The 13,325-nt window shown below is 61.5% G+C and carries 12 protein-coding genes; 8 read left to right on the forward strand and 4 right to left on the reverse strand.

The genetic code is table 11. The features are described 5' to 3' along the window. Window positions 1–201: 201 nt before the first annotated feature. Window positions 202–3,114 carry an aminotransferase gene (locus tag BLU63_RS08495; RefSeq protein ID WP_083375267.1) on the reverse strand — a complete coding sequence of 971 codons (2,913 nt, stop codon included), beginning with the start codon at window positions 3,112–3,114 and terminating at the stop codon, window positions 202–204. 176 nt (window positions 3,115–3,290) lie between these two features. Here BLU63_RS08495 and rfbB point away from each other — a divergent pair, with 176 nt between their 5' ends. The 7 genes from rfbB to BLU63_RS08530 are packed head-to-tail and all read left to right on the forward strand — an operon-like array spanning window position 3,291 to window position 10,385. Beyond that, on the forward strand, window positions 3,291–4,373 hold the full coding sequence (gene rfbB, locus BLU63_RS08500; protein WP_010464694.1) for a dTDP-glucose 4,6-dehydratase: 1,083 nt from the start codon (window positions 3,291–3,293) through the stop codon (window positions 4,371–4,373). Beyond that, window positions 4,370–5,245, forward strand: a complete 876-nt coding sequence (rfbA, locus tag BLU63_RS08505; protein WP_083375268.1) for a glucose-1-phosphate thymidylyltransferase RfbA — start codon at window positions 4,370–4,372, stop codon at window positions 5,243–5,245. Before rfbB ends, rfbA begins: the two co-directional genes overlap by 4 nt. Beyond that, window positions 5,242–5,787, forward strand: a complete 546-nt coding sequence (gene rfbC, locus BLU63_RS08510; protein WP_010464697.1) for a dTDP-4-dehydrorhamnose 3,5-epimerase — start codon at window positions 5,242–5,244, stop codon at window positions 5,785–5,787. The genes rfbA and rfbC overlap by 4 nt, the downstream gene beginning before the upstream one ends. Beyond that, window positions 5,784–6,653 carry a dTDP-4-dehydrorhamnose reductase gene (rfbD, locus tag BLU63_RS08515; protein ID WP_083375269.1) on the forward strand — a complete coding sequence of 290 codons (870 nt, stop codon included), beginning with the start codon at window positions 5,784–5,786 and terminating at the stop codon, window positions 6,651–6,653. The genes rfbC and rfbD overlap by 4 nt, the downstream gene beginning before the upstream one ends. 36 nt (window positions 6,654–6,689) lie before the next feature. Continuing rightward, the gene (locus BLU63_RS08520) at window positions 6,690–8,498 is read left to right on the forward strand and encodes a sensor histidine kinase (RefSeq protein ID WP_010464701.1); all 1,809 of its coding nucleotides are present in this window, start codon (window positions 6,690–6,692) and stop codon (window positions 8,496–8,498) included. Continuing rightward, entirely contained in the window at window positions 8,495–9,889 is a 1,395-nt protein-coding gene (locus tag BLU63_RS08525; protein ID WP_083375270.1) for a sigma-54-dependent transcriptional regulator, read from the forward strand. The genes BLU63_RS08520 and BLU63_RS08525 overlap by 4 nt, the downstream gene beginning before the upstream one ends. A gap of 40 nt (window positions 9,890–9,929) precedes the next feature. Beyond that, window positions 9,930–10,385 (forward strand): YiiD C-terminal domain-containing protein, encoded by a 456-nt coding sequence (locus tag BLU63_RS08530; protein WP_010464706.1) that lies wholly within the window; start codon window positions 9,930–9,932, stop codon window positions 10,383–10,385. Window positions 10,386–10,553: 168 nt separating this feature from the next. Here the strand turns inward: BLU63_RS08530 and cysQ are convergent, their stop codons facing one another. Then, window positions 10,554–11,381 carry a 3'(2'),5'-bisphosphate nucleotidase CysQ gene (gene cysQ, locus BLU63_RS08535; RefSeq protein WP_083375271.1) on the reverse strand — a complete coding sequence of 276 codons (828 nt, stop codon included), beginning with the start codon at window positions 11,379–11,381 and terminating at the stop codon, window positions 10,554–10,556. Further along, window positions 11,378–11,944, reverse strand: coding sequence for an ADP compounds hydrolase NudE (gene nudE / locus BLU63_RS08540; RefSeq protein WP_010464710.1), 567 nt, complete (start codon window positions 11,942–11,944; stop codon window positions 11,378–11,380). The genes cysQ and nudE overlap by 4 nt, the downstream gene beginning before the upstream one ends. 90 nt (window positions 11,945–12,034) lie before the next feature. Between nudE and yrfG the strand changes: the two genes are divergently transcribed. Continuing rightward, complete coding sequence (yrfG, locus tag BLU63_RS08545; RefSeq protein ID WP_010464712.1) at window positions 12,035–12,697, forward strand: GMP/IMP nucleotidase; 663 nt, start codon at window positions 12,035–12,037, stop codon at window positions 12,695–12,697. Window positions 12,698–12,783: 86 nt separating this feature from the next. Here yrfG and lysM read toward each other — a convergent pair whose 3' ends face one another. Further along, entirely contained in the window at window positions 12,784–13,224 is a 441-nt protein-coding gene (gene lysM / locus BLU63_RS08550) for a peptidoglycan-binding protein LysM (protein WP_010464714.1), read from the reverse strand. Between the last annotated feature and the right edge of the window lie 101 nt (window positions 13,225–13,325).

A 13,325-nucleotide genomic window follows, 5' to 3' on the forward strand; every position in this document is an offset into this window, starting at 1 on the left:
GGCGACTTTATAGCCGATAAATATCGGCTTTAAAAGCAATTAATCTTCCGACCGTCTAGTTTTACGCACTTAATCCCGATAACAATCGGCATTATCGAATACTCCTTCGCGGGCAAGCCTCGCTCCTACAGGCCATGCGCCAATTTGAAATCGCGCAAATTCTGTAGGAGCGAGGCTTGCCCGCGAAGGCGATATCAAGCCTTACAACCCTTCATCCAACACCTTCGAAAGCATGTCGACAAAGAAATCCACACTCCGGCGCGAGGTCACCATCGGCGGTTTGATCTTGAGGACGTTCAGGTAATCCCCTGTCGGCTGCATGAAAATCCCCAACTCCCGCAACCGGTCACACAGCGCCGTGGTTTCTTCGGTCGCCGGCTCCAGGGTCTCGCGGTTGCGGATCAGCTCGACACCCAGATAGAAGCCGGAACCATGCACCGCGCCCACCAACGGATGAATATCGATCAGCGCTTCAAGCCGCTCCTTGAAATACCCGCCCACCACCTGAGCGTTTTCCCAGAGCTTTTCTTCCTCCATCACGTCCAGCACCGCCATGCCGACCTGGCAACTGACCGGACTGCCACCGGCCGACGAGAAGAAGTAACCCTCGGCCTCCAGCGCCTCGGCGATTTCCCGGCGGGTGATCACCGCGCCCAACGGCTGGCCGTTACCCATGCCTTTGGCCATCGTGATGATGTCCGGCACCACGCCTTGCTCCTCGAAGCCCCAGAAGAAGTGACCCATTCGCCCGTAGCCGACCTGCACTTCATCGGCGATGCACACACCGCCTTGGGCGCGAACCAACGCATAGACCTGTTTCAGATAACCCGGCGGCAGCGAGATCCCGCCGGCATTGCCGTACACCGGTTCGCAGATGAAACCGGCCAACTGGCGTTTCTGCTCAGCGATTTTCGCCAGGTTGTGTTCGACGCTGCGCACGTAGTCCGGCGCGCTGCCTGGGCCACGGAATTCGCCGCGATAGGTATTCGGCGCGATCACCGGATGCACCCAATCGGGACGGCTGCTCAAGGCTTGCGGGTTGTCGGCAATCGAGGTCGAAACCGCGTCCGCGCCCACTGTCCAGCCGTGATAAGCCTCCAGCACGCTGAGCATGTCGCGACCGCCGCTGTAGGCCCATGCCAGACGGATCGCCAAGTCATTGGCCTCGCTGCCGCTGTTGACCAGGAACACCCGGTCCATGCCCTCCGGCGACAGCTTCAGCAGGCGCTCGGAAAACTCGGCCACCGCCGCGTAGTTGAAGCGCGAGTTGGTATTGAGCAACGACCACTGACGGCTGGCGACCGCCGCCATGCGCGGATGACCGTGGCCCAGCACCGCGACGTTGTTGAGCATGTCGAGGTAGGAGCGGCCCTGCATGTCGATCAGGTGATTGCGCCAGCCACGCTCGATACGCGGCGGGTCGACGTAATAATGCTTCTGCGTGCGCGCGAAACTGGCGTCACGGCGCGCCAGCAACGTCTGCGAATCGAGCTCGGCTTCAGCATCGCAAGCCAGCCCCAGCAGCGCCGCCGGTGACGGGCACAACGCTTGCCAGGCCGGTGCGCGAGACGGCGTGCAAAACAACGGCGCATCGAACGAAGCGCCTCGGCACAACTGCACAATCAACGGCCCGCTGACCGCACCCAGCACCTGACCTTTGACCAGCGCCGCGCCGGTGTGCAGCGACGGCGTCACGCCCCACAACCGCACGCTCAGTTGCGGACCGTCCAGTTGCAACACACCCGCCGCCGGCTGATGGACCACGCCGGCAAACGGCGATTCGACCGCCGTGCCGTTTGGCACTCGCAACTCCACGTGCAACGGGCAGGTGTCGGGTTCGCCTGAGCTATCTGGACGAGTACGGGACAGCCGGTATTGACCATAACGACTGGCCGCCAAGCCGTGAGCCGCCGCAGCCTCAGTCAGCAAACGCTGATCAACCCCCTCTTGCTCCCAGTTGCCCGCCTCAAAATGCGGGCTCAGCACACCCAGATCGATCAAGGCAAATTCACGCCCCACCAGGCTCGGCAGCAACGGCGCGAAACCTTCGCTGCCAATGCTCGGCAGTGTCTGGCCGACCGACGTCAGAATCGCCGCTTCCATCAATTCCAGCGGCAGCGACGTGGCCACGCGGAAGATCTCCCACTCGTGGCTCAGGTTGTCGCGGCTGTAATCATTGCCCGGATCGATGCTGACTTGCTGCTCGCCACTGAGCACCAGCACCGCCGCGCGCGCAACGATCAGCGGCCACAGCGCCCGCAGTTCTTCATGGGTGAGCGGATTGACGGCGTGATACGCCTGGACCGCCGGCAAAATATAGAAAGGATCGCCATCGGCGTGATGCAGCAACGCCGCGCAAGTGACCGACAGATCGGTGATGCGCCAGGTACGGATCAGGTCGCCGAAATCGATCACGCCCTGCAACTGCCATTGGCGTTGCGAGTCACGCTGCCAGACCACGTTGTCGTCGGTGATGTCCATGTGAATCGCCTGCACCGGCAGCTTGTCCACCAGCGGCAGCAAATGGCGCTCGGCTCGTTCCGCCGCGTCGGCGATCAACTGGCGTTGCGTGTCGTCCTTGATCACCGGCAGCAAATGGCCGATCAGCGCACTGGCGTGGCGGGCATCCCACTGCAGCGTGCGCTCAAGGCCCGGATGCTCGAAAGCAGCCAGCGCCAGGTCCATTTCGCCGCACAGCCGACCGAAACCGGCCACCACCGGACCGGGCAAATGATCAAGGTGCGTCAGCGACTGGCCTTCGATGTAATCGAGCAGACGCATATGCACGGCCTGCCCCCCGACTTCCAGCGTGAGCAGTTCAGCGCCGTTTATTGCCGGAATCACTCGCGGCACATGCACGCCGGAGTGTTCACCCAACTGCTTGAGTCCGGCATGTTGGGCTTGCAGCTCCAGCGCCGAATAGTCGCCACGGCAGATTTTCAGGACGAAACGCCCGTGATCACTGTCGACCCGAAAATTGAGGTCCTGCTGGCTACCCAGGGCGTGCAACCTTCCACTCAGCCCGTAATGCCCTTCCAGCAGCTCTAGCGCTTGCTCCGCAGACACTTGCGGGCTGGGCAAACTGGCGCGGTGAATCAACGTGGCGAGCGGCATACAACGACCCCTGAAATGTTATTAGGCGCCTATATCGCCACTGCATCGGTCGAGAATCAACCCCCCCCTGGTGCGGCAAATGCCAATTACGACCAACAACCCTCTTGCACCGCCCTGCTCCTGCCGACAAGCTATGCTCATTCGCTTTATCGTCTTACAGAAAAAGGCTGGCCAACATGCGTATTCTCATCACCGGCGGTGCCGGTTTCATTGGCTCTGCCCTGATTCGCCACCTCATTCGGCACACCGGGCATGAAGTGCTCAACCTGGACAAACTGACCTACGCCGGCAATCTCGAGTCGCTGACCAGCATTGCCACCGACACCCGCTACGAATTCGTCCAGGCCGATATCGTCGACCAGGCCACCGTCAGTGCGGTACTGGCACGTTTCCAGCCTCACGCGATCATGCACCTGGCGGCAGAATCCCATGTCGACCGTTCTATTGACGGTCCGTCGGACTTCATCCAGACCAATATCGTCGGCACCTACAGCCTGCTCGAGGCCACTCGCGCCTACTGGCAGACGCTGGCCGAGCCGGAAAAAAGCGCCTTCCGCTTCCATCACATCTCCACCGACGAGGTCTACGGCGACCTGCATGGCGTCGACGATCTGTTCACCGAAACCACGCCTTACGCGCCCAGCTCACCCTATTCGGCCAGCAAAGCGGCGTCCGACCATCTGGTCCGCGCCTGGCAGCGCACCTACGGCTTGCCGGTGTTGCTGACCAATTGCTCGAACAACTACGGGCCGTTCCACTTCCCCGAAAAGCTGATTCCGCTGGTGATCCTCAACGCCTTGGCCGGCAAGCCTTTGCCTGTCTACGGTAACGGCCTGCAAGTGCGCGACTGGCTGTTTGTCGAGGATCACGCCCGGGCGCTGCTCAAAGTGGTCACCGAAGGCGTGGTCGGCGAGACCTACAACATTGGCGGTCACAACGAGCAAAAGAACATCGACGTGGTGCGTGGCATCTGCGCGTTGCTCGAAGAGTTGGCACCGAACAAGCCTGAAGGCGTGGCTCATTTCGCTGACCTGATTACCTTCGTCCAGGACCGGCCTGGCCACGACCTGCGCTACGCCATCGACGCGAGCAAGATCGAGCGCGAACTGGGCTGGGTGCCCGAAGAAACCTTCGAAACCGGCCTGCGCAAAACCGTTCAGTGGTACCTCGACAACCTGGAATGGTGCCGTCGCGTTCAGGATGGCAGTTATCAGGGTGAACGCCTGGGTGCCATCAATACCAAGGAGCTGCTCGCATGATGAAAGGCATCGTTTTGGCCGGTGGCTCCGGCACGCGTCTGCACCCGATCACGCTTGGCGTCTCCAAGCAGCTGTTGCCGGTGTACGACAAACCGATGATCTACTACCCGATCTCGGTCCTGATGCTGGCCGGCATCAAAGATATTTTGCTGATCTCCACGCCTCAGGATTTGCCGCAATACCGCAACCTGCTGGGTGACGGCAGTCAGTTCGGCGTCAACTTCAGCTACGCCGAACAGCCGTCGCCGGACGGTTTGGCCCAGGCTTTCCTGATCGGCGAAGAATTTATTGGCGACGATCCGGTGTGCCTGATCCTCGGCGACAACATCTTCCATGGTCAGCACTTTGGCGAACAGTTGAAAAACGCGGCCATGCGCCCTTCCGGCGCCACCGTGTTTGGGTATTGGGTCAAGGATCCGGAGCGCTTCGGCGTGATTGATTTCGACAGCGAAGGCCGCGCCCTGTCGATCGAAGAGAAGCCGAAAAAGCCGAAGTCCAGCTATGCCGTGACCGGCCTGTATTTCTACGACAACGATGTGATCGAGATCGCCAAAGCGGTGAAGCCTTCGCCGCGCGGCGAGCTGGAGATCACTGACGTCAACAACGCTTACCTGCAACGCGGCGATCTGCAGGTCGAGCGCTTCGGTCGCGGGTTCGCCTGGCTCGACACCGGCACCCACGACAGCCTGCTCGAAGCCTCGCAATACGTGCAGACCATCGAGCACCGCCAAGGCCTGAAAGTCGCCTGCCTCGAAGAAATCGCCTACGAAAACGGCTGGATCAGCCGCGAGCTGTTGCTGGAGCGCGCCAGCTATTTCGGCAAGACCGGCTATGGCCAGTACCTCTTCAAACTGGCCGGGGAAGAACAATGAATGTGATTGAAACCGCCTTACCCGGCGTGCTGATCATTGAACCCAAGGTGTTCGGTGACGAGCGCGGTTTTTTCTACGAAAGCTTCAATGCCAAGGCGTTCGAAGAAGCGACCGGCCTGGACACGCAGTTTGTTCAGGATAACCACTCCCGCTCGCAGAAAGGCGTGCTGCGCGGCCTGCACTATCAGCTGGAAAATACCCAGGGGAAACTGGTGCGGGTAACCGTCGGCGAAGTGCTCGACGTCGCGGTGGACATCCGTCGCAGCTCGCCGAATTTCGGCCAGTGGGAAGCGGTGCGCCTGTCTGCAGAAAACCGTCGCCAACTCTGGGTGCCGGAAGGGTTCGCCCATGGGTTCGTGGTGCTGAGCGAATTCGCCGAGTTTCTCTATAAGACTACGGACTATTACACGCCGTCCGCCGAGCGTTGCATTCGCTGGGACGATCCGACGCTTGCCATCGACTGGCAACTGGACGAAGCGCCCAAACTGTCGGCCAAGGATCAGAACGGCAAAAGCCTGAAAGAGGCTGATCTGTTTCCATGAAAATTCTTATCTGCGGTCAGCACGGTCAGGTTTCGCGTGAGTTGCAGCTTCGCCTGGGTGCTGTTGGCGAATGGGTTGTTTTGGGTCGCGATCAGCTCGATCTGGCTCAGCCGCAACAGATTCGTCAGCAAGTGCAGCGCGTTCGCCCGGACCTGATCATCAACGCGGCCGCTCACACCGCAGTCGATCAAGCTGAAAGCGAGCCGGCGTTGGCGTTTGCCATCAACGCGACCGGGCCGGGTATTTTGGCCGAAGAAGCGTCGGCGCTGGGTATCCCGCTGATTCACTACTCCACCGATTATGTCTTCGACGGCAGCAAAGCCGAGCCTTACAACGAAGCCGATTTGCCCAACCCGCTCGGCGTTTACGGCAAGAGCAAGCTGGCCGGCGAGCAAGCGATCAGCGCGGTACAAGGCCAGCACCTGATCCTGCGCACCAGTTGGGTCTACTCGACTCACGGTCGTAATTTCCTGCTGACCATGCAACGCCTGCTGCAAGAAAAGCCGGAGATGCGCATTGTCGCTGACCAGATCGGCGCGCCCACCTGGGCCGGCACGATCGCCAGCAGCACCGTCGCACTGATCGAACGCTGGCAAGCGGGACAGGCCGGGGCCTGGGGCACGTATCACTTGACCGCTCAGGGTGAGACTTCCTGGTTCGGTTTCGCCCAGGCCATCGGCCAGGCACTGCGGGATCAGGGCAAGCCTTGCGCAAACCTGCTACCGATCCCCTCCAGCGACTATCCGACGCCGGCCGCCCGGCCATTGAACTCGCGCCTGGATTGCAGCCGCCTGCAACGCGAATGGGGCGTCAGTCAGCCTGACTGGCAAACCGCGCTGCGCGAGTGTCTTGACGAGCAAGCCTAGGCATAATGCGCCTGTACCCACAGGCGCCCGATGCTCATGACTCCGACCCTTCCCCGCAGACCCCGCTGGCGCAGCCTCGCACTGCTTGCGCTGTGCCTGGCGCCGTTGCTGTGGCCGCTGGAGCATCTGGCCGAGCGTTACTACCGCAGCGAGCTGGCCGGGCAGAACCGTCAGACCCTCGACCTTTACGTTGCCAACCTGCTGGGCACGCTGCACCGTTATGAAGTGTTGCCGCAGATCCTCGGCGACCTGCCGGCCCTGCGCGCAGTGCTCGGGGCGCCGGATGACAGCGTCACCCAAGGCAATGCCAATCGCCTGTTGAAAAACATCAGCGCCCAGACCGGCGCCGAAGTCATGTACCTGATGGACACCACGGGCAAGACCCTGGCCGCATCGAACTGGGACAAACACGACAGTTTCGTCGGCCGCAATTTTTCCTTCCGTCCGTATTTCAGCGAAGCCATGGCCGGACGGCTCGGGCGCTTTTTCGGCTTAGGCACCACGTCAGCCAAGCGCGGCTATTTCTTCGCCGCCGCCGTGCGCAACGGCGAGAAAATCATCGGCGTACTGGTGGTCAAGGTCGACCTGGACCACACCGAAAGCCTGTGGGGTAAAACCCCGGAACAACTGCTGCTGACCGACCATAACGGTGTGGTCATCCTCACGTCGCGGCCTGAGTGGCGATTCCGCTCGACCCGGCCCTTGAGCGAAGAAGAAAGCAAAGCGATCACTGCGATCCAGCCGTACCCGACCCGCGATCCGAAACCATTGAGGCTCAACCCCAACGCCTGGCTGACTCAAACCCAGCAGATCGCCGAAACCGGCTGGAACGTCAGCATCCTCGCCCCCCGCACCCTGATCGACCGCCCGGTGCGTACCGTTGTCGCCATTGGCGGCGCGACGTTGCTGGTCTTGATGTTGCTGCTCGGCCTGATGATGCAGCGCCGCCGCCATTACCTCGAACGCATCGCCTTCGAAGCCAAGGCGCGGCGCGAGCTGGAAGGCCGGGTCGCCGAGCGGACCAGTGACCTCGAAGGCCTCAACCGTCGATTGAAACAGGAAGTGCTGGAGCGCGAACATGCCCAGCAGGAACTGGTGCGCGCCCAGGACGACTTGGTGCAGGCCGGCAAGTTGTCGGCGCTGGGGACGATGTCGGCGAGCATCAGCCACGAATTGAATCAACCGTTGGCCGCCATTCGCAGCTACGCGGAAAACGCCGAAGTGCTGCTCGATCATCAGCGCACCGACGATGCCCGCGGCAACCTCAAGCTGATCAGCGAACTGACCGGACGCATGGCGTCGATCATTGCTCATTTGCGCGCCTTCGCCCGGCGCGATCGCCATGCGCCGGAAAGTGTCGCCCTGCAACCAGCGCTGGATGACGCCCTGGCGTTGCTGGCCAAGCGTCGGCGCAGCATGGAAGTCGAACTGATCCGCGATTTGCCGGCGGCCACGTTGTGGGTCGAGGCCGGGGAAACCCGTCTGCGCCAGGTGCTCGGCAACCTGTTGGCCAACGCGCTGGACGCGCTGACCGAAAAAGGCCCGCCGCGTAAACTCTGGTTGAGTGCCCAATCCACCGCGGACGGCGTCACGCTGTACATTCGCGACAACGGCCCCGGCTTCTGCATGGAAGCCCTTGGTCGCGCCAGCGAGCCCTTCTACACCACCAAGACCCGCACCCAGGGGCTTGGCCTGGGGTTGGCGATTTGCGAAACCCTGATGCGCGCCTTCGGCGGTGAACTGTCGTTCGCCAACCACAAGGAAGGCGGCGCCCTGATTACCCTGAAGTTGCGCGCAGGCGCACCGGGTGTGAGCCTGCAACCGTCCGAGGACCGAAGTGCATGACCATCGATAACCGTGTCCAGGTCGTGCTGATCGACGACGATCCCCACCTGCGCCAGGCTTTGAGCCAGACGCTGGACCTGGCGGGCCTGAAAATCCTGCCACTGGCCGAAGCCAAGGGCCTGGCCGGGCAACTGGAGCGCGACTGGCCCGGCGTGGTGGTCAGCGACATCCGCATGCCGGGCATGGACGGCCTCGAACTGCTGACCGAACTGCATGCCCAGGACCCTGAGTTGCCCGTGTTGCTGATCACCGGCCACGGCGATGTGCCGCTGGCCGTGCAAGCGATGCGTGCCGGGGCGTATGACTTCCTGGAAAAACCCTTCGCCAGCGACGCGCTGCTGGACAGCGTTCGCCGCGCCTTGGCCCTGCGCCGACTGGTTCTGGATAACCGCAGCCTGCGTCTGGCCCTGAGCGATCGCAATGAACTGAGCACCCGCCTGGTCGGGCAATCGGCGCCGATGCTGCGCTTGCGCGAGCAAATTGGTGCGCTGGCGGCGACCAAGGCTGACGTGCTGATTCTTGGCGAAACCGGTGCCGGCAAAGAAGTCGTGGCCCGCGCGCTGCACGATTTGTCGAGCCGACGTAGCGGTCCGTTTGTAGCGATCAACGCCGGGGCCTTGGCTGAGTCTGTGGTGGAAAGCGAGCTGTTCGGTCACGAGCCGGGGGCCTTCACCGGCGCGCAAAAGCGTCGCATCGGCAAATTCGAATTCGCCAACGGCGGCACGTTGTTTCTCGATGAAATCGAAAGCATGAGCCTGGATGTGCAGGTGAAACTGCTGCGCTTGCTTCAGGAGCGCGTGGTCGAGCGTTTGGGCGGCAATCAACTGATCCCGTTGGACATCCGCATCATCGCCGCGACCAAGGAAGACCTGCGTCAATCCGCCGATCAAGGGCGCTTCCGGGCCGACTTGTATTACCGCCTGAACGTCGCGCCGCTGCGTATTCCGCCGCTGCGTGAGCGCGGCGAAGACGCGCTGGTGCTGTTCCAGTATTTCGCCGACGAAGCCAGCGCCCGCCATGGCTTGCCGCCCCATGAACTGCAACCGGGGCAACGCGCCCTGCTGCTGCGCCACACCTGGCCGGGCAACGTGCGTGAACTGCAAAACGCCGCCGAACGTTTTGCCCTGGGCCTGGAACTGGCCCTGGACAACAACACACCGCAGGGCGCTGCCGGCATGACCGTCGAAGTGGTCAGCGGCGGCCTGAGCGAGCAAGTGGAAAACTTCGAGAAATCGTTGATTGCCGCCGAACTGGCGCGCTCTCACAGCTCGGTGCGCAGCCTCGCCGAGGCCCTCGGCATTCCGCGCAAGACTCTGCACGACAAACTGCGCAAGCACGGCCTGAACTTCGCCGACGGTGGCTCCAGCAGCCACACCGACGAACTCGATTGAGCTACCGTCCCATCATCATCTTTAAAAAAGAGACCCGTGAATGAGCCGCGACAGTCGTCACCTGGAATCAGTCCTCCACCGCGATATTCCGTTGACCCGGGACATGGGCCTCAAAGTGCTCGACTGGCACGACCAGCAACTGCGACTGCACTTGCCGCTGGAGGCCAACGTCAATCACAAAAGCACCATGTTCGGCGGCAGCCTGTACTGCGGCGCGGTGCTGGCAGGTTGGGGCTGGCTGCATTTGCGCTTGCACGAAGAAGGGATTGAAGGCGGGCACATTGTGATTCAGGAAGGGCACATCACTTATCCGCTGCCGGTGACCATGGACGCGATTGCGATTTGCCAGGCGCCGAGCGCCGTGGTGTGGAAGAAGTTTCTGGCGATGTATCAGCGCTATGGACGGGCGCGGCTGGCGTTGCATTCGCGGATCGTCAATGCCGATAGTGATGAGGATGCGGTGAGGTTTACCGGGCAGTACGTCTTGCACCGTTAAAGACACAAAACCTGTGGCGAGGGAGCTTGCTCCCGCCGGCCGGTCCGCGCTCGGGCGCAGCAGTCGCACATCAGGCAGCCGGGGTTAACTGATGCTGCGCGGAGTCTAGGTTTTGGGGCCGCTTCGCAGCCCAGCGGGAGCAAGCTCCCGCCACAGGTTTGGGTGAACTCAGGATCGGGCCAGTTCCAGTAACTTCTCTCGCCACGCAGCCTTCGCCGGCAGCGCCAGAAAAAACTCATTCAGCAACGATTCCCGCGCCGGATAACAAAAAGGCTTCCCGCTCAAATCCAGCACTTCACCACCCGCCCCTTCCAGCACACCTTGGGCCGCCGCCGTGTCCCACTGCGAGGTCGGCGCCAGGCGCGGATAACAATCCGCCGCCCCTTCAGCCAGCAAACAGAACTTCAACGAACTGCCGATATTAGCCAGTTGCAACTCACCCAGACTGGCGCTCAAACCGGCCAGCAAACGTTCCTGCTCGGGGCTTGAATGCCGGCGGCTGGCGACCACGGTAAACGCCTCGCCCGCAGCAGGAATCTCACGAACCTGAATCGGCAACGCCTCGGCACCTTGATCACCGCGCCACGCGCCCAGACCGGCACCACCGACATAAAACCGCCCGTTGGTCGGCATCGACACCACGCCAAACACCACCCGGCCCTCCTCGATCAGCGCGATGTTGACGGTGAACTCTTCGCTGCCGGAGATGAACTCCTTGGTCCCGTCCAACGGGTCCACCAGCCACCAACGCTGCCAGCCGGCTCGCACGCTTTGGGGAATGTTGGCGTCTTCTTCGGACAGCACCGGAATACTCGGGTCCAGTGCCGTCAGTCCGTCCAGGATCAGATGGTGGGCGGCCAGATCGGCTGCGGTGACGGGCGAATCGTCAGCCTTGGCGGTCACCGCCGTGCCGATGCGCCAGAACGGCAAAATCGCTTCGCCAGCCTTCAACGCCAGCTCAATCACAGGCGCCATCAATGGATGCGGGAACGTCATGGCAGAAACACCCCACGCTGAGTCAGCAGATCACGGGCCAGATACAGCGCCGCCAAGGCACGGCCCTCGGTGAATCGCGGGTTCTGCGCCAGGGATGAGAGCTCGCGCAGGTTGATCTTGTCCACGCCCATCGGCTCGGGCTCGTCGCCCTCCAGGCGCTCTTCGTACAGATCGGTGGCCAGCACCACCTGGATCTTCTGGCTCATGTAACCGGGCGACAACGACAACTCGGTCAGGTGCTCCAGTTGCCGCGCGCCATACCCGGCCTCTTCCTTGAGCTCGCGCTCGGCCGCCGCCAGCACGTCCTCGCCCGGCTCGATCAAGCCTTTGGGCAACGACAGCTCATAAGCATCGGTGCCGCCACAATACTCTTCGACCAGCACGGCATGATCCGCATCGAGCATCGCCACGATCATCACCGCGCCATAGCCGGCGCCTTTGCCGACCAAGCGCTCGTAGGTGCGCTCCACGCCATTGGAAAAGCGCAGCTTCAGCTCCTCGACGCAGAACAAACGGCTGGTGGCGACGATCTCGCGGGCGAGTACGGTGGGTTTCTGGCGCATGAAAGGCTCCTTGGCGTAAGCGGGTTACTATACCCGGCCTATCCTGATTGTTGACCTCGGATATCTTTTTTACCGCTGGAGAAGTTTTTTATGTCCCTGCTGCCCTGGCGCGACATCGACACCGTTCTGCTGGATATGGACGGCACGCTGCTGGACCTGCACTACGACAATCATTTCTGGATGGAGCACCTGCCTCAGCGTTATGCCGAGCTGCACGGGGTCAGCCGGGCCATGGCCGAGATGGAATTGCAGCCGCTGTTCGAACGCAACGCCGGCCAATTGCAGTGGTATTGCCTGGATTTCTGGAGCGCCGAGCTGAAACTGCCCGTGCGCGAACTGAAACTGGAAACCGCCCACCTGATCGCCCTGCGACCGGATGCAGACACGTTTCTGGCGGCGATCAAACAGGCGGGCAAGCGCGTGGTGATGATCACGAATGCGCACCGTGATTCGCTGTCATTGAAGCTGGAACGGATTGAACTGGCGCCCTACTTCGAGCGGTTGATCAGCTCGCATGACTATGGTTTTCCCAAGGAGAATCCGCAGTTCTGGGAGGCGTTACAGGCCGACATCGGTTTCGACCCGGCGCGCAGCCTGTTTATCGACGACACGTTGCCGATCCTGCGCAGTGCGCAGAGTTTTGGGGTGGCGCACCTGTTGGCGGTGAGTGAGCCGGACAGTCGCAAAGGGCCGAAGGACACGGCGGAGTTTGCGGCGGTGGGGGATTATCGGGAGCTTATTGCAGGGCTTTAGACCTTATCGCCTGCTTCGCGGGCAAGTCGGAACGCCGCATCGCTCGCTCCGACTTGCCCGCGAAGGCCATCAAACGGACTTAAGGATTACTCAGGAATCCGCAACGTCTGCCCCGGATAGATCTTGTCCGGATGCTTGAGCATCGGTTTGTTGGCCTCGAAGATTTTTTGATACTTGTTGGCATCGCCATACACGCGCAAGGAAATAGCGCTGAGGGTGTCGCCCTTCACGACGGTGACAAACTTTGCGGCCACTACCACCGGCCCGGTCACGGTCATCTGATCGTCCACGCTGCCAACTCCAGCGATATTGCCCACCGCCAGCAGAATCTTTTCCTTCTCTTCCTGGCTGCCCACATCACCGGTGACGGTGACTTTGTCGCCGTCCACCGTAGCCTGCACATTCGGGTTACCCAGGCCGACCTTGCTGATGTGTTCCTTCAACTGCTCACTGGCATTGGCGTTGCCCGGTGTCAGTAGATCGATAAGTTTTTCGCCTGCTTCTTTCACAAAGCTAAAAATACTCATGGTGCACGCTCCTTGGGTTTAGGGTTCCAGACGCAAAAGACTAGACCAAGCTTGAAACCCCCGGTTCCAACCCGACCAATGACGCTGATCCGGCACAAGCG

Source organism: Pseudomonas mandelii (genome assembly GCF_900106065.1).
GTDB lineage: Bacteria > Pseudomonadota > Gammaproteobacteria > Pseudomonadales > Pseudomonadaceae > Aquipseudomonas > Aquipseudomonas mandelii.